A 21,469-nucleotide genomic window follows, 5' to 3' on the forward strand; every position below is an offset into this window, starting at 1 on the left:
TCAGCCTCAACCTGCTGCTCCGCCAGCATGCGGGCGTCCATGTCCTGCTGGGCATTGGCGATGGAGGCGCTCAGCATGTTGAGGATGTCATCCTCACCCAGTCCATAGGAGGGCTTGACCTGGATCTCGGCCTGCACGCCGGAGGATTTCTCCATGGCGCTGACCGACAGCAGACCGTCCGCATCCACCTGGAAGGTAACGCGAATGTGGGCCGCCCCCGCCGCCATGGGCGGAATGCCGGTCAGGGTGAAGCGGGCCAGGGAGCGGCAATCCGCCACCAGCTCGCGCTCTCCCTGCACCACGTGGATGGCCATTGCGGTCTGGCCATCCTTGAAGGTGGTGAACTCCTGGGCGCGGGCCACCGGAATGGTGGTATTGCGCGGGATCACCTTCTCGGCGAGGCCGCCCATGGTCTCAAGACCGAGGGAAAGCGGGATGACGTCCAGCAGCAGCATCTCGGCGTCGGGCTTGTTGCCCACCAGGATGTCGGCCTGGATGGCGGCACCGATGGCCACCACCTTGTCAGGGTCGATGCTGGTCAAGGGCGTGCGGCCGAAGAACTCGCCCACCCGCTCGCGCACCAGCGGCACCCGGGTCGAGCCACCGACCATCACCACTTCCAGCACCTCTTCCTGCTCGAGACCCGCATCGCGCAGGGCGCGCCGACAGGCCTGCAGGGTGCGTTTGACCAGGGGCTGGATCAGCTCGTCAAACTGGCTGCGGGTGACGGTACCCTGCCAGCCGGCAAAGGTGCAGGCAACGGCATCGGCATCGGTGAGGCCGTGCTTGATGCTGGCCGCCGCATCCAGCAACTCGCGCTGGGTACGGGCATCGAGCTGACCGGACAACCCGGCTTGCTCTTTGAGCCAGTCCGCCAGCAGATGGTCAAAATCGTCACCACCGAGTGCCGAGTCGCCACCGGTGGCCATCACCTCAAACACCCCGCGATGCAGGCGCAGGATGGAGATATCGAAGGTGCCGCCACCCAGGTCATAGACGGCGATCACCCCTTCCTGGCCGGAGTCGAGGCCATAGGCGATGGCCGCCGCCGTGGGTTCGTTGAGCAACCGCAGTACATGCAGACCGGCCAGTCTGGCCGCGTCCTTGGTGCCCTGACGCTGGGCATCGTCAAAATAGGCGGGCACCGTGATGACCACGCCGTCGAGGTCTCCCCCGAGGGACGCGGCACCGCGCTCGGCCAGTTTTTTCAGGATCTCGGCCGAGACCTGCACCGGGTTGACCAGCCCCTGGCGGGTCTGCAACTGGGGCATGCCCGTCTCGGTAGCCACGAACTCGTAAGGCTGCTGGCGGGTATCGATATCGGCCAGCCCCTTGCCCATCATCCGCTTGACCGAGACGATGGTGTTGTGGGGATCGAGGGCCGCCTCACGCTTGGCATCGAAGCCAACCCGGATGGTATCGGCCTGGTAATGAACCACGGAAGGCAGCAGATCACGCCCCTGCTCGTCACAGAGGGTGTCGGCCTGGCCGCTGCGCACGGCGGCGACCAGGGAGTTGGTAGTGCCAAGATCGATGCCGACGGCACGTTTATGCTGGTGAGGCGCGGCGCTCTGGCCTGGCTCGGCAATTTGCAGTAATGCCATGGGTAATCACAATTCCTGCGTTAGAGGGTCAAGACTCGAACAGCGAGTCTTCGAATCGTTCCAGCTCCTCGAGGAGCTTGTCGACAAATTTGAGCTTGCGAACGCAATCCGCCGCCTGCAGATCCTCACCCCTGGTGAGAGAGTCGGTCAGCCGTTGCATCAACGCCTGGTGATCATGCCTGATCTCCTGGCGAAAATCCTTGATGGCCTCCTCAGGGTCGGCGTCGCCCTTGAGATCAGCCAGCCGCTCTCGCCACTCCAGCTGTTGCATCAGAAAGGCAGGATCTTGCAGTGTCTGCTGCTCGCCACGAAGTTCGGTGCCCCGCAAGGAGAGCAGGTACTCGGCTCGGCGCAAGGGGGCCTTGAGAGTGGTAAACGCATCGTTGATCTGGGCAGCACGCTGCACGGCAGCCAGCTGCTCCCGCTCGGGGGCAGTCGCAAAACGATCGGGATGGAACTGGGTCTGCAGCTGACGATAGGTGTCAGCCAGTTGGCGAGTATCGAGCTCGAAGCCCTCAGCCAGCCCGAACAGCTCGAAATGATTCATCCTTCGTCCTCAGACAATAGCGCTGGGAGTGCAACCACACTCGTCTTGAACTTGAAAGCAGTGGCATGGACTGGCGTCCACACCACTGTGTTGATGAGCAAGGTGTTGATCACAATAGACTCGCCGCAACAGGGCTCACCCTTGGGGCTGCGAGGCGTTGCAAACATATGCGATCGGTCAATCGAACCACTTACACGCTGAAGCTTTCGCCACAACCACATTCGCCCTTGGCATTCGGGTTGTTGAACTGGAAGCCCTCGTTGAGGCCTTCCTTCACGAAGTCCAGCTCGGTGCCATCCAGGTGGATCAGGCTCTTGGCATCCACGATGATCTTGACGCCTTTCTGCTCGAACACCTGATCCTCGGCAGCCAGCTCATCCACGAACTCGAGCACATAGGCAAGGCCAGAACAGCCGGTCGTCTTGACGCCGAGGCGCAGGCCGATGCCCTTGCCCCGGTTGTTCATGAAGGAGGAAACCCGCGCCGCTGCGGCATCTGTCATGGTTATGGCCATACTGCTCTCCGGACCTTAAAGACCTTTCTTCTGCTTGTAATCGGCGATGGCGGCCTTGATGGCATCCTCCGCCAGAATGGAGCAGTGGATCTTCACCGGCGGCAGCGCCAGCTCTTCTGCGATGTCGGTGTTCTTGATACCGGCCGCTTCGTCCAGGGTCTTGCCCTTGACCCACTCGGTCACCAGAGAGCTTGAGGCGATGGCGGAACCACAGCCGTAGGTCTTGAATTTGGCATCTTCGATGATGCCATCGTCGCTGATCTTCAGTTGCAGCTTCATGACGTCACCACAGGCCGGTGCACCGACCATGCCGGTGGCGACGCTGGGATCGTTCTTGTCAAAACCACCGACGTTGCGGGGATTCTCGTAGTGGTCGATTACTTTTTCACTGTAAGCCATATCTAACTCCTGCTAATTCCGTTGTTCACCAGACCCTTGCCATGCTGGCAAGGATCAGTGATGTGCCCATTCGACCGTGTTCAGATCGACGCCATCCTTGAACATCTCCCACAGGGGAGACATCTCGCGCAGACGACCGATGGAGTCGCAGATGAGCTTGATTGCGTAGTCGATCTCTTCTTCGGTGGTGAAGCGACCGATGCTGAAACGGATGGAGCTGTGTGCCAGCTCGTCGTTCAGGCCCAGGGCGCGCAGCACGTAGGAAGGTTCCAGGCTGGCCGAGGTACAGGCAGAACCGGAAGAGACCGCCAGATCCTTCAGTGCCATGATGAGGGATTCCCCTTCCACATAGGCGAAGCTGACGTTCAGGTTACCCGGTACACGCTGATCCAGATCCCCGTTGATATAGACTTCTTCGATGTTCTTGATGCCATCCCACAGACGCTGGCGCAGGGCCATGATGTGCTGGCTCTCGCTCGCCATCTCTTCCTTGGCGATGCGGAAGGCTTCCCCCATGCCGACGATCTGGTGGGTTGCCAGGGTGCCGGAGCGCATGCCGCGCTCGTGACCACCGCCGTGCATCTGGGCTTCCAGACGAACACGGGGCTTGCGGCGCACATACAGGGCGCCAATGCCTTTCGGGCCGTATACCTTGTGGGCGGACATGGAGAGCAGATCAACCTTGAGTGCTTCCACGTCGACCGGGATCTTGCCCACGCTCTGGACGGCGTCCACGTGCAGCAGGATCTTGCGGGAACGGCACAGCTCGCCGATGGCAGCGATGTCTTGCACCACCCCGATCTCGTTGTTGGCGTGCATGATGCTGACCAGGATGGTGTCATCACGCAGGGCGCCTTCGATCTGCTCAAGGGTGAACAGGCCGTTGGGCATGGGCTCGAGGTAGGTCACCTCATAGCCTTCACGCTCCAGTTGGCGGCAGGTATCCAGCACGGCTTTGTGCTCGGTCTTGGAGGTGACGATGTGCTTGCCCTTGCCGGCGTAGAAATGGGCGATGCCCTTGATGGCCAGGTTGTTGGACTCGGTCGCACCGGAGGTAAAGACGATCTCGCGCGGATCCGCGCCGATCAACTCTGCCACTTGATTACGGGCCAGATCCACCGCCTCTTCGGCCTGCCAGCCGAAACGGTGGGAACGGGAGGCTGGGTTGCCGAACAGGCCGTCCATGGTGAGGCACTGCATCATTTTTTCTGCGACACGCGGGTCCACCGGACAGGTTGCCGAATAATCAAGGTAAATAGGCAGTTTCATCTTTTTCTCCGTTACGACGGGGTCACACAGCGACTCGTCGTGGAAAGCACGTTTATAGTTGGACTTTCAAGCTCACATCACCGCGTTCGGCCCGATCAACCAGGGACAACACGGTCTTCATTTGTTCATCTTGCTTGCCGGCGATACGGCGCACATCGGCCTGACCAACCAGCTCGGCCAGGGTGATATCCCCCAGGAAACTGGAGATGCGTTCGCTCAGATCCCGCCACAAGGAGTGGGTCAGGCACTGGGTACCACCGTGGCAGCCCCCTTTGCCGAGGCACTTGGTCGCATCGACCGATTCATCGACCGCGGTGATCACCTGACCGACCGAAATCTCGCCAGGGGCCAGACCGAGGCGATAGCCGCCACCGGGGCCACGTACGCTGCTCACCAGACCATGTTTGCGCAGACGAGCAAACAGTTGTTCCAGATAGGACAAGGAGATGCCCTGGCGCTCTGAAATATCAGCCAGGGGCACGGGCCCCTGCTCTGCATGCAACGCCACGTCGAGCATGGCTGTCACCGCGTAACGTCCTTTTGAGGTCAGTCTCATATGCCTTACCGTCTTGCGAACCAATCAATATGTGGCATATGGTCACATACCCGACTAAATCAGTCAAGTATATGCTTGAGTAAATCAGTCGGGATTAATCCTGTGCCCTGGACTTCTGGACAGAGGTGAGAATGCCCCGCAGGATGTTCAACTCCACCGCTTCGGGTCTGGCCCGATTGAACAGACGACGCAGTTTGCTCATCACATGGCCTGGATGGTCATCGGCAATGAATCCCGTCTTTTGCAACGTCTGCTCCAGATGCTGATAAAACCCTTCCAGTTGCTGGGCGCTGGGGTACTCGACCCGCTCATCCTCCGGCTCCTGGTTCTGTACTTCCAGCCAGCGCATCCGCACCTCGTAACAAAGGGTCTGCACTGCCATGGCCAGATTGAGGGAGCTGTATTCTGGATTGGCGGGAATGGCCACATGGAAGTGGCATTTTTGCAGTTCGTCATTGGTGAGGCCGGTGCGTTCACGGCCAAACACCAGCGCGACCGGGTGCTCCATGCCCTCGGCAACCAGCTTCTCGCCCGCTTCACGGGGATCCAGCATGGGCCAGCTCAAGGTGCGGGAACGGGCACTGGTGCCGATGACCAGACCACAGTCGGCAATGGCCTCGTCCAGGGTCGGCACGATTCGGGCGCGAGCCAGGATATCGCTGGCCCCCGCCGCCAGGGCGACGGCCTCCTCATCCGGCTGGGCCTGGGGATCGACCAGCACCAGTTGAGTCAGTCCCATGGTCTTCATGGCCCGCGCCGCGGATCCCATGTTGCCGGTGTGAGAGGTGTTTACCAACACGATACGAATCTGATCCAACATGCCCAGTCAATCTTCAGTCAAAAATGGCGCGCAATTGTAACATAACCAATCGCTATTTTGGCACCGCTTCCAACCAGGCATTTCTGCACAAACAGGCAGATGACGCCTCCCCACCCTGCGTGGTCACGCTGACAGTGGGGTACTGCGGCTAAAGTTCGCCTGTTCGCAACACTCGGGCTCAGCTCATTGTCGCGGCAGTGGGCACGTGCGTCTCGCGGGCACGCTCGATAAAGGTCGCCAGATCCATCAGGGGGTATTTCATCAATCCCAGCCCGTCCAGATCCAGGCTGTCCATCAGATTTTTCACCTCCAGGCCCAGCTCTGTATCCCCCTCTATCTTCAGCCGGCGCTGGAAGAAGAGGGAATCCGGGTCTTCACGGCGCCCGGCGATCAGAACAAGATCCTGGCTATTGCCGCTGAAACAGACATCGGCGTGCTCACACTTCCTCGCCACTACCAATTTGCCCTCCTGCTCGCTGATAAACCAGCATAGCCCCAGATCGCTGACTTCCACTTTCAGCCACTTGCCCGCAAGAAACGCAAATTCCCCCTCTTCGATGGCCTCCCGGAATACCCTGCCCAGCAGGGCCTCCATCAGGTTTTGTTGCAGCGGGAAGGGCACCAGCTTGAGGGGGTGGCGCAAGAGACGGGGTGCCTGTTCGACCAGGCGACGTTGCAGATGTTGAAACACGATAAACTCCCAGTTTTTTGCGCATTCAAGCACAGCCCCTTCGGCAAGATCCTGTTGAAAATCAAACTTGTGCCCACTTACCTCAAGAAGGGTAAAGCCACCTAAAGCTGCCTCAGGTCAAAAAGCGGGAGGGCAAGCATGAATACAATCGGGCCACTTTTGCATTTTTGCCCTCTCGGAGCGTACCCGATGGAATTACTCTGCCCGGCAGGCAGCCTGCCGGCACTGAAGACAGCCGTGGATAACGGGGCCGATGCGGTCTACATCGGCTTCAAGGATGACACCAATGCCCGCCACTTCGCCGGGCTCAACTTCACCGACAGCAAGCTGGAAAGAGCGGTTGACTATGTCCACCAGCATGGCCGCAAGCTGCACATCGCCATCAATACCTTTGCCCACCCGGGCTCCGATGCCCGTTGGAAGCAGGCCGTGGACAAAGGGGTGGCGCTCGGTGCCGATGCCCTGATCATCGCCGATCTCGCCGTGCTCGATTATGCCAGCCGCCGCCATCCCGACATGGAGCTGCATGTCTCGGTCCAGGCCAGCGCCACCAACGCCGCTGCCATCCGCTTCTACCAGCAGCACTTCAACGTCGGCCGGGTGGTGCTGCCGAGGGTGCTCTCCATGCATCAGGTCAGGCAGCTGACCCGCGAGACTGACGTCGGCCTCGAGGTGTTCGCCTTCGGCAGCCTCTGCATCATGGCGGAGGGGCGCTGCTACCTCTCCTCCTACATGACCGGCGAGAGCCCCAACACCGTCGGCGCCTGTTCACCGGCCAAGTTCGTGCGCTGGGAAGAGACCCCGAGCGGCCTAGAATCCCGCCTCAACGAGGTGCTGATCGATCGTTACGGCCCGGGGGAAAATGCCGGCTACCCGACCCTGTGCAAGGGGCGCTTCGAGGTGGATGGCCAGACCTATCACGCGCTGGAGGAGCCCACCAGCCTCAACACCCTCGGCCTTCTGCCCGAGCTGTTCCAGACCGGCATCCAGTCGGTCAAGATCGAGGGACGCCAGCGCAGCCCCGCCTATGTGGAGCAGGTGACCCGGGTCTGGCGCGCCGCCATCGACGCCTATCAGGCCAACCCCGAGGCCTATCAGGTCAAGGCCGAGTGGGATGCCCAGCTCGCCCGCGTCTCCGAGGGGAGCCAGACCACCCTCGGTGCCTATCATCGCCAGTGGCAATAAGGAGCCCTGTTCATGAAATTCTCTCTCGGCCCCCTGCTCTTCTACTGGCCCAAGGCCGACACCCAGGCCTTCTATCAGGCGGCCGCCGCCAGCCAGGCCGACATCATCTATCTGGGGGAAACCGTCTGCAGCAAGCGGCGCGAACTGAAAGTGGATGACTGGATTGCCCTCGCCCGTCAGGTGGCGGGCTCCGGCAGGCAGGCGGTACTCTCCACGCTGGCGCTGATCTCAGCTCCCTCCGAGCTCAAGGAGGTCAAGCGACTGATCGACAACGGCGAGCTGATGATCGAGGCCAACGATCTGGGGGCGGTCCAGCTCGCCAGTGAAGCCGGGCTGCCGTTCGTCTGCGGCCCCGCCATCAACGCCTACAACGCCGACGTGCTGCGCATGCTGCTTAAACAGGGGATGCAGCGCTGGGTGATGCCGGTGGAGCTCTCCCGCGACTGGCTGATGCAGCTCAATCAGGATCTGGGCAGGGAGCGCCAGCAGTTCGAGGTGGAGGTGTTCGCCTATGGTCATCTCCCGCTCGCCTACTCGGCACGCTGCTTCACCGCCCGCTCCCTCGACCGGCCCAAGGACAACTGCGAACTGGCCTGCATCGACTACCCCACCGGGCGACTTGCCAGCAGTCGCGAGGGGCAGAAGGTGTTCAACCTCAACGGCATCCAGACCCAGTCCGGTTACTGCTACAACCTGGGTAACGAGCTCAAGGGGATGGAGGGCCTGGTGGATGTGGTGCGCCTCTCGCCCGAAGGCATGGAGACCCTGACGATGCTGGAGCGCTTCAAGGCCAACGAACAGGGGATGGCCCCCCTGCCCCTGCAGCAGGAGCGGGACTGCAACGGTTACTGGCGCCAGATCCCCGGCATGAGCCTGGTGGAGTAGCGGTACACCCCGTGTCACCAGACAGCAAAAAGGCCTCGTCAAGAGGCCTTTTTCATGGGGTTCAAACCCGTTTAGTCACGCTTTGCCGCTCTTGCCCTGGGCTCCGGGTGGCTGGGGCTTGCGCGCCATCAGTTCCAGCTCCAGCAAGGCATAGCGATGCTCGATGAAGTCATAGACGTTGTTGGCCAGCGCCAGCTTGAAGTAGCTGATGGCTTCCTTGCGGTTACCCTTGGCCAGCTCGAACTTGCCGAGGTAGAAGTAGGTCTCGCACAGTCGCTCGGCGAGCTCCCTGTTGTCCTTGACCCCTTTCACCACGTTGCTCATCAACTGGGTGGCATTGATGTCGCCCGTATAGAGGCGCACCAGATCCCAGTTCCAGGCGTCGTCGTCATACTTGTTGAGCCGCTCGCGCATCCGGCTCATGGCCGCCGGTCCGTTGAGCTTCTGCTCGGCCAGATAGAGCCAGATCACCCGATAAGGGTCTTCTGGTTGCGCCTCGTAGAAGCGCTTCATATCCGCCGCGGCAAGCTCGGGGCGATTGCCGTAATAGAGCGCGATTCCCCGGTTGAGATAGGCGTAGTCGTAATCCGGGGCGAGCTCCAGGGCGGAGTCGAACGCCTCATAGGCCTCGTCGTAGTTCTGCTGTTGAACCAGATAGACACCGATGAAGTTGTAGGCCTCGGCAAAATCCGGCTTCTCCCGCAGGGCGCGGTTGAAGTCGAGTCGCGCCAGGGAACGCAAGCCCACCCGGTCAAACACCACGGCACGCTCATAGAAGAGTTCTGCCCGCTGTTCGGTCGTCAATTCCATTTCACTGAGCATCTGCCCGAGTCGCGCCAACGCCAACTCGCTCTGGTAGGAGACCTGCAAGGGGGTCGCCAATACCAGTGAAGCGGGTTGCGGCTTGGGAACTTGAGGCGCTTTTACCTGACTGCTACTGCTGCAACCCCACAAGGGGAGCAACAACAGGATACCCGTGAGGTATCCAATCCCTATCCTGACGTTCAATGAACACTCCGACGCTTACGCTTGACCCCGCATATGGTAAAGATCACGGGGCCGTTTGTCATGTGGCGCAGCCCCTCTCCCTCAAATAAATCAGGATTCGACAGGGTATCCGGCATCGCTCCAGCCGCGAAAGCCTCCATCGACGCTGACGACCCGGGAATAACCCATCTTCTGCAGGTTATCCGCCACCAGGATGGAGCGAAATCCCCCACCACAATAGAGGTAGAGTTCGGTGTCGGGATCCGGATACCGGGTCTCGATGTCACGCTCTATCACCCCACGCCCGAGATAGGCGGCTCCCGGCAGATGGCCCCTGGCCCACTCGCTCTCTTCGCGCACGTCGATCAGATGAAATGTTCGGCCCTCATCCTGCCAGCGCTTGATCTGGTGCACATCGGTTTCCTGCACCTGCGGGCGGATGGCCTCTACCAGGGCCAGAAAACGGGGATTGTGTTGCATGGGCTTGCTCCTTGCTTTGGGTAATGGATGCTAGGTTGTGGGGAGCATCATGACTCACCCCGGCCACAAGAGAAAGGGCGCCTTGCGGCGCCCTTGTCTGTTACGGCAGGATCTCTTGCTGATCCGCGCCCTCTTTTTCCACCTGGGTCGGCAGCATGTGCTCCCGCTTGATCCCGAGGAACATGGCTGAGGCGCTCGCCACATAGATGGAGGAGTAGGTCCCGAAGGCCACCCCGATCACCATGGCGATGGAGAAACCGTGGATCAGAGGCCCGCCTTTGAGCAGCAGCGCCACCACCACCACGAAGGTCAACCCCGAGGTGATGATGGTCCGGCTCAGGGTCTCGGTCATGGAGAGATCCATGATCTCCGCGGTGTCCCCACGGCGTACCTTGCGGAAATTCTCCCGCACCCGGTCGAACACGACGATGGTGTCGTTCAGGGAGTACCCCACCAGCGTCATCAGCGCCGCCAGCACGGTCAGGTCGAACTCGTACTGGAAGTAGGCAAAGATGCCGAGGGTGATGATCACGTCGTGAGCCAGGGAGAGGATGCCCCCCGTGGCCAGACGCCACTCGAAGCGCACCGCCACGTAGATCAGGATACAGAGGATGGAGGCCAGCATGGCCAGGGCACCGTCGGTGGCCAGCTCGTCACCCACGGAGGGACCGACGAACTCGACACGCTTGAGCACGGCGCTCTCGTCGACCAGCTTGGCGGCCGCCAGGACCTCGTTGCCCTGCTGCTCGACCTTGACGCCCTCTTGGGGGGCCATGCGCACCAGCACATCACGGCTGGAGCCGAAGAACTGCAGGGTCGCCCCGTCAATCTTCTGCTGATCCAGCGCCTCGTGCATCTTGTCCAGGCTCACCGACTGCTGGAACCCCACCTCGATGGTGGTACCGCCGGTGAAGTCCAGCCCCCAGTTCAGGCCACGATCGTACAGAACGTAGAGTGCGAGCACCGTCACCAGAGCAGAGAGGACCATACCCAGCTTGGCGAAACGCATGAAGGGGATGGGCTTTTCAAAATGTAGAATTTGAAACATGTCTCTTCCTTAGATCGGCAGCTTGTCGATGCGCCGTCCACCCCAGGCCAGGTTGATGATGGCGCGGGATACCGTGATGGCAGTGAACATGGACGCCGTCAGGCCGATCCCGAGGGTCAGGGCGAAGCCCTTGATGGCACCGGTACCGATACCGAACAGGATCACGCAGGTGATGAGCGAGGTGACGTTGGAGTCGGCGATGGTGGAGAAGGCGCGATCAAAGCCCAGGTGAATGGCTTGCTGCACCCCGCGACCATTGCGGATCTCTTCACGAATACGCTCGTAGATCAGTACGTTCGCATCCACCGCCATGCCCAGCGTCAACACGATACCAGCGATGCCCGGCAGGGTCATGGTGGCCCCCGGGATCATCGACATGATACCGACGATGAGCACCAGGTTCATGGTCAGCGCCAGATTGGCCACCCAGCCGAAGGCACGGTAGTAGATCCCCATGAAGAGCACGATCACCAGCATGGCCCAGCCGATGGCTTCCATCCCGCTGTCGATGTTCTGCTGACCCAGGCTCGGGCCTATGGTGCGCTCTTCGACGATCTGGATCGGGGCAATCAGGGCACCGGCACGCAGCAGCAGCGCCAGGTTGTGGGCTTCGTTGGCGTTGTCGATCCCGGTGATGCGGAACTGGCTACCCAGGCGAGACTGGATGGTGGCGACGTTGATCACCTCCTCCTGCTTGCGGAACTTGCGCTTGCCGTCCGGACCAGGCTGACCCACCGGCTTGTACTCGATGAAGACGGTCGCCATGCCTTTGCCAACGTTGTCCTTGGTAAAGTTGGCCATCTTGTTGCCACCCTGACCATCGAGCTTGATGTTGACCTGGGGACGGCTGTATTCATCGAAACCGGACTGGGCACCCACGATGTGGTCACCGGTCAGGATCACGCGCTTTTGCAGTACCACGGGACGACCGTTGCGATCGTTGTAGACCTTGGAGCTCGGCGGCACGCGGCCTGCGGCAGCGGCCTGGATATCGGCAGCCTCATCGACCATGTGGAACTCCAGGGTCGCGGTGGCCCCCAGGATCTCCTTGGCACGGGCGGTGTCCTGGATCCCCGGCAGCTCGACGATGATACGCTCACCGCCCTGCTGCTGGACCAGCGGCTCGGCCACACCCAGTTCGTTCACCCGGTTGCGGATGATGGTGATGTTCTGCTCGAGGGCATACTTCTTCACCTCTTTGACCTTGGCTTCGCTCAGACTGGCCAGCAGGATGAAGTCATCCCCTTTCTGGTCGGTGGTGAAGACAAGATCCGCATTCTGGCGACGCAGGAAGGAGAGTGCCTTGGCCTGATCGGCCTCGTCACGGAAGACCACCTGCACCTGATCCCCGACCCGGCGTACACCGGAGTAGCGGATCTTCTGGGTGCGCAGCTCGGCGCGGAAATCCTGCACCATCTGTTCCTGCTGCTTGGCCAGCGCTTCGGCCATGTCCACTTCCATCAGGAAGTGCACACCGCCCCGCAGGTCAAGACCGAGCTTCAGGGGCGCCGCGCCGATGGCCTCAAGCCAGGCGGGGGTGGAGGGTGCCAGGTTGAGGGCGGTGATGAAATTGTCGCCCAGCTTGTTGGCCACGATGTCGCGCGCCTTGAGCTGGTCTTCGGTGTTGTTGAAACGGATCAGGATGAAGCCGTGCTCGAACGCCGCATGCTTGACCGGGATCTTCGCCTCGTCGAGGGTTTCCTTCACCTGATCGAGGGTTTCTAGTTTGACTTCGGCACCACGGCTGGCAGAGACCTGCAAGGCCGGGTCTTCGCCGTAAAGATTGGGGGCTGCATATAGAAAACCGATGGCGATCACGACGATCACCATCAGGTATTTCCACAGCGGATAGCGATTTAACACGCTGTGCTCCTCGGGAGATTAGAGGGACTGGATAGAACCCTTGGGCAGAACGGCAGAGACGAAGTCACGCTTGATGGTGACCTGGGTCTGATCGTTCAGGGCCAGCACAATGTAGTCGCTGTCGGCGGAAACCTTGGCGATCTTGCCGACCAGGCCACCGGAAGTGAGCACTTCGTCGCCCTTGGAGAGGGAGCTCATCAGATTGCGATGCTCCTTGGCACGCTTGGCCTGGGGGCGGTAGATCATGAAGTAGAAGATGAGACCGAACACGGCCAGCATGATGATCATTTCCATGCCACCACCCTGTGCTGCCGGAGCCGCGCCTTCTGCATACGCCTTGGAGATAATGCTCATTTAACAACCTCTTATTGATGTAGATTTGAATACTAACTTATATGTCGTTGTTATTTCACGTCATTTTCAGCCAGTGGAGGCACAGGCTTCCCTTGCCGACGGTAAAACTCAGTTACAAAGTCGTCTAATTTACCCTGCTCGATCGCGTCCCGCAAACCCTGCATCACACGCTGGTAATAACGCAGGTTGTGGATGGTATTCAGACGGGCACCGAGGATCTCGTTGCACTTGTCCAGATGGTACAGATAGCTGCGGGTGTAGTTCTTGCAGGTGTAGCAATCGCAGTCCGCATCCAGGGTGCTGGTGTCTTCCCGGTACTTGGCGTTGCGGATCTTGACCACCCCATCGGTGGTAAAGAGATGACCGTTGCGGGCATTGCGGGTCGGCATCACGCAGTCGAACATGTCGATACCGCGGCGCACCCCTTCCACCAGATCCTCCGGCTTGCCCACCCCCATCAGGTAGCGCGGCTTGTCGGACGGAATTTTCGGGCAGACATGGTCAAGGATGCGATGCATGTCCTCTTTGGGCTCACCCACGGCGAGACCGCCGACCGCGTAACCGTCGAAGCCGATCTCAAGGAGACCGTCCAGCGACACATCCCGCAGCGGTTCGTAGACAGAACCCTGGATGATGCCGAACAAGGCGTTCTTGTTACCGAGCGCATCGAACTTGTCACGGGAGCGCTTGGCCCAGCGCAGGGACATCTCCATGGACTTGCGCGCTTCCTCGTAAGTGGCCGGGTACGGGGTGCACTCGTCGAAGATCATCACGATGTCGGAACCCAGATCGTACTGGATCTCCATGGACTTCTCGGGGTCGAGGAAGATCTTCTCGCCGTTGATGGGATGACGGAAGTGCACCCCCTCCTCGGTGATCTTGCGGATGTGCCCCAGACTGAACACCTGGAAACCACCGGAGTCGGTCAGGATCGGCCCCTGCCAGTTCATGAAGTCGTGCAGATCGCCGTGGGCGCGCATCACTTCCTGACCCGGGCGCAGCCAGAGGTGGAAGGTGTTGCCAAGCAGGATCTGGGCACCGGTCTCACGTACCTCTTCCGGTGTCATCCCCTTGACGGTGCCGTAAGTGCCGACCGGCATGAAGGCCGGGGTCTGGACCACGCCACGCTCGAACACCAGTTGACCGCGACGGGCACGCCCATCGGTGGTTTTCAATTCAAATTTCATTGCTACCTCTATTCAGTCAGAGAAACAGTCTGACAACAAAGGGCCCGAGGGGCCCGGTAATATGAAGCCGGCCGGCATACTGACAAGCAGAGCCTGAACGACTTCTGAAGGGCAAGGCTTAACCCTGCACCCGGCGACGGGTGACGAACATGGCGTCCCCGTAGCTGAAGAAACGGTACTGTCCCGCCACGGCGGCCTGATAGGCGGCCATCACGTTGTCATAGCCAGCAAAGGCACTGACCAGCATGATCAGGGTGGATTCGGGCAGGTGGAAGTTGGTGATCATGGCATCGACCACCTGGAACTCGTAACCGGGGAAGATGAAGATGTCGGTGTCATTGAAGAAGGGCGCCAGCGGCTTGCCCTGGGCCAGGGTCGCCTTGGCTGCGCTCTCGAGGGATCGTACCGACGTGGTGCCCACCGCAACCACCCGACCGCCGCGGGCGCGGGTCGCCGCGATGGCATCCACCACCTCCTGGGGCACTTCGGCGTATTCCGAGTGCATGTGGTGATCTTCAATCTTGTCGACGCGCACCGGCTGGAAGGTGCCCGCCCCCACGTGCAGGGTCACGAAGGCCATCTCCACGCCCTTGGCACGGATCTGCTCGAGCAGCGGCTCGTCGAAGTGCAGACCGGCGGTCGGCGCCGCCACGGCACCCGGCTTCTGGTTGTAGACGGTCTGGTAGCGCTCCTTGTCGGCATCCTCGTCGGGGCGGTCGATATAGGGAGGCAACGGCATGTGGCCGATGGCATCCAGAATGGTCAGCACAGGGCGCGGGTCGAGGAAGTGGATCTCGAACAGAGCGTCGTGGCGGGCACGCATCTCGGCCTCGACGGGCACGCCGTCGGCACCGCCATCCAGAAGGAGGCGGGTACCTGGCTTGGGGGACTTGGACGAGCGGACGTGCGCCAGCACGCTGTGCTCGTCCAGAATGCGCTCTACCAGCACCTCCAGCTTGCCGCCGCTGGCCTTCTGGCCAAACATGCGGGCCGGAATGACCCGGGTGTTGTTGAACACCAGCAGATCGCCGGGGTTGAGCTGGTCAAGCACATCGACAAAATGACCGTGGCGCAGGGCGCCGGTTTGACCATCGAGCTGCAGCAGGCGGCTGGCGGTACGCTCCGCCATGGGATAGCGGGCAATCAGCTCGTCTGGCAGATCAAAATGAAAATCGGATACTTGCATCTTTCACCTCGGGGGAATCGGCGGCTAGTCTAGTTATCCCCCTCTTCCAAGGCAACCCAAAAGACTAAAAACCCAAGGAAGACAAGGGATAGCGGGCCATTTTGTGAGGTTGGGCCCGTTAAAAAACCTTTAAGGTTTTGTATTGACCCCGATCATGTTCTGGCGACGGGGGCTGGGCTAGGGTGGAAGCAGACACACAAGGAGGCCCACCATGATGACCCTCTCCGAGATCATGACTGAACACCCCTTTACCCTGGGTCCGGAAAACAGCGTCAAGCAGGCGATGGAGCTGATGCAGCAGGAGCGGATCCGTCACGTTCCCATCGTCGATGAACACCAGCATCTGCTCGGTCTGGTCACCCTCTCGGACATCCTGGCCACCCGTGAATCCAAGCTGCTGCTGATCAACCCCGAGCGGGAGGCGGAGTTCACCGACAGCGTCCAGCTCGACGAGATCATGACCCGTCAGGTGGCGAGCGTGGATCCCCACGCCGGCATCAAGGAGGCAGCTCTGTATCTGCAGCGCCACAAATATGGCTGTCTGCCGGTACTCAAGGGGCGCAAGCTGGTTGGCATCGTCACCGAGTCGGACTTCATCGCCGTGGCCATCAATCTGCTGGAGCTGATGGAGGAGCAGGAGCCCCCAACCGACTTTTGATCTTAAAATTATGTAATAAAATTACAATAAAAGCGTTTTCAGCCTAATTTAACGGCTATTAAAGTGAAACACTTTCAATTTGACTGTAAAATTACACCACAAAACTTGCGTTGTGACATTCATCACACTATGATGCCCACCATGCAATGGTTGCCGAAGAGGAGATGAGGATTGTGCACCCGCCATCTTCTCTTCATATGTCTGCAAGTTTGCACACCCCGTAGTTAGTCTTTGCTGTAAAGCATATTTATCGCCATTCCTTGTTTGATGACCCGGCCCTGTCTGTGCGACGGCGCCGGGATTTTTTTATCCCTCTTTTTTCTACTGCGCCGCCTCGTCTGCCCCCTTCTCTGCTCACGCAATGAAAACAAATCCGGCCCAGCCCTTGAAAATGTGACATGCAGGACAGAAATTGAACTTCGACAATGAGTTATCTCCGAAGGCCTGAGATATTCATGTTAGGTACAGTTGTGATGGTCTATCTAATAAATAGATTTATGTGATTCAAAATTGTGGCTTTGACCGATTAGAAAAAGTCACTATGATGACTCCATCGAAAGTTAAGCGCCTCGTCTGGCACGACTCTTCAACACCAGACAGGCATATGTACATCACCAAGGAGCAAATACATGTCTACCTACATCAACACTGAAATCAAGCCGTTCAACGCCACCGCCTACCACAATGGCAAATTCGTTCAGGTGTCTGACGCTGACCTGAAAGGCAAGTGGTCCGTGGTGTTCTTCTACCCGGCTGATTTCACCTTCGTCTGCCCGACCGAGCTGGGCGACCTGGCCGACAACTACGCCGAATTCCAGAAGCTGGGCGTCGAGATCTACGCCGTCTCCACCGACACCCACTTCACCCACAAGGCCTGGCACGATACTTCTGACACCATCCAGAAGATCCAGTACCCGATGATCGGCGACCCCACCGGCACCATCACTCGCAACTTCGGCGTGATGATCGAAGAAGCTGGCCTGGCTGACCGCGGTACCTTCGTCATCGACCCGCAAGGCGTCATCCAGATCGTTGAAATCAACGCTGGCGGCATCGGCCGTGACGCACTGGAACTGCTGCGCAAGGTCAAGGCTGCCCAGTACGTTGCTTCCCACCCGGGTGAAGTGTGCCCGGCCAAGTGGAAAGAAGGCGACGCCACCCTGGCCCCGTCCCTGGATCTGGTAGGCAAAATCTAAGCCTCCCCGCTCTGAAGACCGGCCCGTTCAAGGGCCGGTCTTGTTTACGGCCCTCAGAAAATGCGCCGGTCTGCTGTGTGGACCTCTGTTTTCTGTATCCGGTCATCGTGCCGACCCGCATTCAGCAAGAAGGAATTCGACCATGTTAGATACCAACCTCAAACAACAACTCAACGGTTACTTGCAGTACATCGTCAATCCCATCGAGATCAGCGTGTCCGGCAATGACAGCGACAAATCCGCCGAACTCCTGGCATTGGCCAGCGAGATCGCCGAGATGTCCCCCAAAATTTCCCTGACCGATGGCACCAATGCCCGCAAGCCTTCCATGAGCATCGCGCCCCAGGGCCAGGCCCCGCGCGTGCACTTTGCCGGCATTCCCATGGGTCATGAATTCACCTCCCTGGTGCTCGCCCTGCTACAAAGCGGCGGTCACCCCTCCAAGGCCGATCCGGCCGTGCTGGAGCAGGTGAAGAACCTCAAGGGCGAGTTCCACTTCGAGACCTATATTTCCCTCTCCTGCCACAACTGTCCGGACGTGGTACAGGCCCTGAACCTGATGTCCACCCTGAATCCCGGCATCACCCACACCATGATCGATGGTGCCCTGTTCCAGGATGAGGTGAACGAGCGTCAAATCATGGCGGTCCCGAACGTCTACCTGAACGGTCAGCCGTTCAGCCAGGGCCGTATTTCGCTGGAAGAGATCGTCGCCAAACTCGACACCGGCGCTGCCGAGCGCAAGGCGCAAGAGCTGAGCGAAAAAGCGCCTTATGACGTGCTGGTGGTGGGCGGTGGCCCGGCCGGCGCCGCCGCGGCCATCTATGCCGCCCGCAAAGGCATTCGCACCGCCATTGTCGCCGAACGTTTCGGTGGCCAGGTGATGGACACCGTCGGCATCGAGAACTTCATCTCCGTGCCCTACACCGAGGGCCCCAAGCTGGCCGCCAGCCTGGAGCAGCACGTCAAGCAGTACGGCGTGGAAGTGATCACCGAGCAGCGCGCCGCCGCCATCAGCAAGGATGGTTACGTCAACGTGGACCTCGCCTCCGGTGCCACCTTGAAGAGCCGCGCCGTGATCCTGGCGACCGGTGCCCGCTGGCGCGACCTGAACGTGCCGGGTGAACTCGAGTACCGTACCAAGGGTGTGGCCTACTGCCCCCACTGTGACGGCCCCTTCTTCAAGGGCAAGCGCGTGGCGGTGATCGGTGGCGGCAACTCCGGCATCGAGGCGGCCATCGATCTGGCCGGCATCGTCGAGCACGTCACCGTGGTGGAGTTCGCCGATACCCTGCGTGCCGACGACGTGCTGCAGAAGAAGGCCCGTTCCATGGGCAATATCGACATCATCATGAGCGCCCGCACCACCGAAGTGATCGGCGACGGCAGCAAGGTGGTGGGCATGGACTACGAAGATCGCACTACCGGCGAGATCAAGCATCTGGCGGTGGCCGGCATCTTTGTCCAGATAGGCCTGGTGCCGAACACCGAGTTCCTCAAGGGGAGCGAAGTGGCCCTGACCCGTTTTGGCGAAATCGAGATCGACACCAAGGGTGCCACCTCCCTGCCCGGCGTCTATGCCGCAGGGGATGCCACCACGGTACCGTTCAAGCAGATCATCATCTCCATGGGGGCAGGTGCCACCGCCGCCCTGGGTGCGTTTGATTACCTCATTCGCAACCCGGCGCCGGAAGCACAAGCTACCCAGGCCGATGCCGTGACCGCCTGATAACCGTCGCCCAACAAAAAACCGACTCCCTGGAGTCGGTTTTTTTATCCCTGTCGTTGGGTCGGCAGCCTTCAACGTCCTTGCGGCGCGTCCCTCTCCTGCCCCTCTTCACTCACCGCTCTCTCTTCTGCATCAGGCGCGGCATAGCTCGCCGGCACTGCCTCCCCTTCCAGATCCGTTCTTGGCTCCAGCTCCGCCGTCATGGGGGTGTTGGGGGGCACCGGCATGAAGACCTGATGCTCCGTCAGCGGAATGGGGGCTCGCTTACGCCTGCGCCAGCCGAGATAGGCCGACAGCAGCAGACCGCACAGGGCAAAGTAGACGAACAGCCCCTGTGGTCCGAACGTTGCCATGGTAAAGGGGGCCAGCAGCGGACCCGTCATGGCCCCCAGGCTGTAGGCAAGCAGCAGCCCCTGGTTTGCCCCCAGCACCTGATCCGGGCGCAGTTCATCGCAGGCATGGCTGAGGCTCAAGGGATAGATGGAGAACGCCATGCCCCCCAGCAGGAAGACAAGAGTCCCCTCGACTGGCTCGCGCCAGGGCCCCGGCAGCAGCACCATCAGCAACGCGATCAGGGTCAGCAGGGTGCAGAGCAGCAGGATCACCAACCGTCTGTCGTAGCGATCAGATGCACGCCCGATGGGATACTGCAGACACATCCCCCCCAGGATCACCAGCGCCATCATGTCCGCCACCTGGGAGAGGGAGGCACCGCTGTCGGTGAAATAGAGCGGCAACAGCCCATAGATGGCCCCGAGGATGAGGCCGGAGGTAAAGCTGCTACCCATTCCCGCCGGAGTGAGGCGCACCAGCTCCAGCACTCCCACCGGCTGGGGTGCCACCATGGCCGGCGTCGCCACCCGGGAGAGAGCCAGAGGCACCACGGAGAGAGTCGCCGCCATGGCGCACAGGGCGAATGGCGTCAGCACCATGGGGTCCACCTGCTTGAGCAGCAGCTGGCCCAGGGCAAGTGAACCGTACAGCAGGATCATGTAGAGGGACATCAACCGCCCCCGGTTCGCCGGGGTGCTTGAGACCAGCATCCAGGACTCCAGCACCACGAACAGGCCGCCGGTGGCAAACCCCCCGATCAGCCGCAGCGCCGCCCAGGTGACAGGCTCCACCACCATGCCGTGCAGCAGAAACAGAAAACAGAGCAGGGAGGCATAAGCCGCATAGGCCCGGATATGACCCACCCGGATGATGAGGCGGGCATTGATAAAGGTCCCCAGCACCAGGCCGCCGAAATAGGCAGCCGACACCAGACCGATGGCCTGGGCGGACACCTGCTCGGCGGAGAGACGCACCGTCAGCAGGGTATTGAACAGACCGTGACCCAGAATGAAGATCACCAGACTGGTCAGGGGGGACAGCAACCTTGTCAGTGCCATGGAGCCTCCTCGCAACAAAAGGGTCATGGTAGCCCCTGCCTCCCGCCCCCTTCAACCCGAATGCCCTCCCCCTGCGGGCTATGCTTGACGGGAACCCCACATGGAGATCCGAAAGATGAGACTCATGCTGTTGTTGGCCGCCCTGCTCTTTTGCGGCAGCGCCCTCGCCTTCCACTGCCCCATGGACATGAAGAAGATAGACGACGCCCTGGCCGCAGGCCCCGCCCTCAGTGCCGAGCAACTGGCCGAGGTGAAGCAGTTGAGAGCGGACGGAGAGACCTTGCACAACGCGGGCAAGCATCAGGAATCGGTCGATACCCTGGCCAAGGCCATGGCCATTCTCGGCATCGATCAGGGCTGATACCGCCCCTTCGCCGCGCGACGGTCTCTTTCGCATCGCCCGGATACAGACCGCCAAAATGCAACAAGGCCCTCGCCATCACTGGCGGGGGCCTTTTCACTGCGGATGTCAGCCCTGAACGGGGCTACACCCGGCCACTGTAGACCAGGGTGCAATAGTTGAAGGCTATCTTGCCGTCAACGGCATGGCGAGCAAACTCGCGGCGAACGAGCGCCGTCATCTGATCGTGGGCCGGCGTGCCCGCCACAGGCGCATAGGAGGAGGAGTTGAGCCGTCCAAGCACCCCGTCAAGATCGAATAGCTGGCTGTTCTCGAAGCGATCGAGCCGGTACTCCCCGGTGAAGAAGGCGCGAAAATCCGCCTCGCCGAGGTTGCGATGATTGACCTCCTCGTAATCCCCCGAGTAGGCGTGCAGCCCCTCTTCATAGGCCTTGAGAAACGGGGTATTCGTCAGCCTGTCATTCCAGATGAGGGCGACCTGGCCACCGGGCTTGAGCAGCCGCTGGCACTCCTGCCGAAAAGCCGCGCGATCGAACCAGTGAAACGCCTGGGCGACCGT

Annotated in this window: 22 protein-coding genes and 1 pseudogene; 6 read left to right on the plus strand and 17 right to left on the minus strand. The window is 60.5% G+C overall.

Features of this window, described 5'->3' with window-relative positions; genetic code table 11:
* From hscA to ubiT, 8 genes are all read right to left on the minus strand, one after another.
* The coding region (gene hscA / locus AACR77_RS08055; protein WP_042880718.1) for a Fe-S protein assembly chaperone HscA at nt 1-1,604 on the minus strand (1,604 nt) is incomplete at its 3' end.
* Nucleotides 1,605-1,632: 28 nt separating this feature from the next.
* Nucleotides 1,633-2,151: a co-chaperone HscB gene (gene hscB, locus AACR77_RS08060; RefSeq protein ID WP_042880720.1), complete on the minus strand. Its 519-nt coding sequence runs from the start codon at nt 2,149-2,151 to the stop codon at nt 1,633-1,635.
* A 190-nt stretch (nt 2,152-2,341) separates the two neighbouring features.
* Nucleotides 2,342-2,665: an iron-sulfur cluster assembly protein IscA gene (gene iscA, locus AACR77_RS08065; RefSeq protein WP_039038730.1), complete on the minus strand. Its 324-nt coding sequence runs from the start codon at nt 2,663-2,665 to the stop codon at nt 2,342-2,344.
* Nucleotides 2,666-2,680: 15 nt separating this feature from the next.
* Nucleotides 2,681-3,064, minus strand: coding sequence for a Fe-S cluster assembly scaffold IscU (iscU, locus tag AACR77_RS08070; RefSeq protein ID WP_010675059.1), 384 nt, complete (start codon nt 3,062-3,064; stop codon nt 2,681-2,683).
* A gap of 54 nt (nt 3,065-3,118) precedes the next feature.
* Nucleotides 3,119-4,333 (minus strand): IscS subfamily cysteine desulfurase, encoded by a 1,215-nt coding sequence (locus tag AACR77_RS08075; RefSeq protein ID WP_010675060.1) that lies wholly within the window; start codon nt 4,331-4,333, stop codon nt 3,119-3,121.
* Between the two features lie 52 nt (nt 4,334-4,385).
* Nucleotides 4,386-4,889, minus strand: coding sequence for a Fe-S cluster assembly transcriptional regulator IscR (gene iscR, locus AACR77_RS08080; RefSeq protein ID WP_025327241.1), 504 nt, complete (start codon nt 4,887-4,889; stop codon nt 4,386-4,388).
* Nucleotides 4,890-4,983: 94 nt separating this feature from the next.
* Nucleotides 4,984-5,709 carry a tRNA (cytosine(32)/uridine(32)-2'-O)-methyltransferase TrmJ gene (gene trmJ / locus AACR77_RS08085; protein ID WP_042880722.1) on the minus strand — a complete coding sequence of 242 codons (726 nt, stop codon included), beginning with the start codon at nt 5,707-5,709 and terminating at the stop codon, nt 4,984-4,986.
* 178 nt (nt 5,710-5,887) lie between these two features.
* Nucleotides 5,888-6,400 carry a ubiquinone anaerobic biosynthesis accessory factor UbiT gene (gene ubiT, locus AACR77_RS08090; RefSeq protein WP_042016672.1) on the minus strand — a complete coding sequence of 171 codons (513 nt, stop codon included), beginning with the start codon at nt 6,398-6,400 and terminating at the stop codon, nt 5,888-5,890.
* A gap of 189 nt (nt 6,401-6,589) precedes the next feature.
* Here ubiT and ubiU point away from each other — a divergent pair, with 189 nt between their 5' ends.
* Both ubiU and AACR77_RS08100 read left to right on the plus strand, forming a co-directional pair.
* Nucleotides 6,590-7,585, plus strand: a complete 996-nt coding sequence (ubiU, locus tag AACR77_RS08095; protein WP_042880723.1) for a ubiquinone anaerobic biosynthesis protein UbiU — start codon at nt 6,590-6,592, stop codon at nt 7,583-7,585.
* Nucleotides 7,586-7,597: 12 nt separating this feature from the next.
* Nucleotides 7,598-8,470: a U32 family peptidase gene (locus tag AACR77_RS08100; RefSeq protein WP_042880725.1), complete on the plus strand. Its 873-nt coding sequence runs from the start codon at nt 7,598-7,600 to the stop codon at nt 8,468-8,470.
* A gap of 75 nt (nt 8,471-8,545) precedes the next feature.
* On the opposite strand, the gene nlpI is transcribed toward AACR77_RS08100, so the two are convergent.
* The 7 genes from nlpI to queA all read right to left on the minus strand — a co-directional run bounded on the left by nlpI (nt 8,546) and on the right by queA (nt 15,575).
* On the minus strand, nt 8,546-9,478 hold the full coding sequence (nlpI, locus tag AACR77_RS08105; RefSeq protein ID WP_280520777.1) for a lipoprotein NlpI: 933 nt from the start codon (nt 9,476-9,478) through the stop codon (nt 8,546-8,548).
* A gap of 90 nt (nt 9,479-9,568) precedes the next feature.
* Complete coding sequence (locus tag AACR77_RS08110; protein ID WP_041213021.1) at nt 9,569-9,937, minus strand: rhodanese-like domain-containing protein; 369 nt, start codon at nt 9,935-9,937, stop codon at nt 9,569-9,571.
* A gap of 100 nt (nt 9,938-10,037) precedes the next feature.
* Nucleotides 10,038-10,985 (minus strand): protein translocase subunit SecF, encoded by a 948-nt coding sequence (secF, locus tag AACR77_RS08115; RefSeq protein WP_039038736.1) that lies wholly within the window; start codon nt 10,983-10,985, stop codon nt 10,038-10,040.
* Between the two features lie 9 nt (nt 10,986-10,994).
* Nucleotides 10,995-12,848: a protein translocase subunit SecD gene (gene secD, locus AACR77_RS08120; RefSeq protein ID WP_039038737.1), complete on the minus strand. Its 1,854-nt coding sequence runs from the start codon at nt 12,846-12,848 to the stop codon at nt 10,995-10,997.
* 18 nt (nt 12,849-12,866) lie between these two features.
* Entirely contained in the window at nt 12,867-13,202 is a 336-nt protein-coding gene (gene yajC, locus AACR77_RS08125; protein ID WP_010675070.1) for a preprotein translocase subunit YajC, read from the minus strand.
* A 50-nt stretch (nt 13,203-13,252) separates the two neighbouring features.
* Nucleotides 13,253-14,389, minus strand: a complete 1,137-nt coding sequence (tgt, locus tag AACR77_RS08130) for a tRNA guanosine(34) transglycosylase Tgt (RefSeq protein ID WP_042880727.1) — start codon at nt 14,387-14,389, stop codon at nt 13,253-13,255.
* 118 nt (nt 14,390-14,507) lie between these two features.
* A complete protein-coding gene (gene queA / locus AACR77_RS08135; protein ID WP_010675072.1) occupies nt 14,508-15,575 on the minus strand; it encodes a tRNA preQ1(34) S-adenosylmethionine ribosyltransferase-isomerase QueA in 1,068 nt (355 codons plus the stop codon).
* Between the two features lie 211 nt (nt 15,576-15,786).
* Between queA and AACR77_RS08140 the strand changes: the two genes are divergently transcribed.
* From AACR77_RS08140 to ahpF, 3 genes are all read left to right on the plus strand, one after another.
* Nucleotides 15,787-16,233 (plus strand): CBS domain-containing protein, encoded by a 447-nt coding sequence (locus tag AACR77_RS08140; RefSeq protein ID WP_010675073.1) that lies wholly within the window; start codon nt 15,787-15,789, stop codon nt 16,231-16,233.
* A 629-nt stretch (nt 16,234-16,862) separates the two neighbouring features.
* Nucleotides 16,863-17,429 carry an alkyl hydroperoxide reductase subunit C gene (gene ahpC, locus AACR77_RS08145; RefSeq protein ID WP_010675074.1) on the plus strand — a complete coding sequence of 189 codons (567 nt, stop codon included), beginning with the start codon at nt 16,863-16,865 and terminating at the stop codon, nt 17,427-17,429.
* Between the two features lie 142 nt (nt 17,430-17,571).
* The gene (ahpF, locus tag AACR77_RS08150; protein WP_039038739.1) at nt 17,572-19,158 is read left to right on the plus strand and encodes an alkyl hydroperoxide reductase subunit F; all 1,587 of its coding nucleotides are present in this window, start codon (nt 17,572-17,574) and stop codon (nt 19,156-19,158) included.
* 71 nt (nt 19,159-19,229) lie between these two features.
* Here the strand turns inward: ahpF and AACR77_RS08155 are convergent, their stop codons facing one another.
* A complete protein-coding gene (locus AACR77_RS08155) occupies nt 19,230-20,549 on the minus strand; it encodes an MFS transporter (RefSeq protein WP_041215013.1) in 1,320 nt (439 codons plus the stop codon).
* A 115-nt stretch (nt 20,550-20,664) separates the two neighbouring features.
* Here AACR77_RS08155 and AACR77_RS08160 point away from each other — a divergent pair, with 115 nt between their 5' ends.
* Nucleotides 20,665-20,910, plus strand: a complete 246-nt coding sequence (locus tag AACR77_RS08160) for a hypothetical protein (protein WP_041215012.1) — start codon at nt 20,665-20,667, stop codon at nt 20,908-20,910.
* 124 nt (nt 20,911-21,034) lie between these two features.
* Here the strand turns inward: AACR77_RS08160 and AACR77_RS08165 are convergent.
* Nucleotides 21,035-21,469 (minus strand): annotated as a pseudogene (locus AACR77_RS08165) (class I SAM-dependent methyltransferase); the annotation flags it as partial.

This window comes from Aeromonas sp. ZOR0002, assembly GCF_963866995.1.
Taxonomy (GTDB): Bacteria; Pseudomonadota; Gammaproteobacteria; order Enterobacterales; family Aeromonadaceae; genus Aeromonas; species Aeromonas caviae.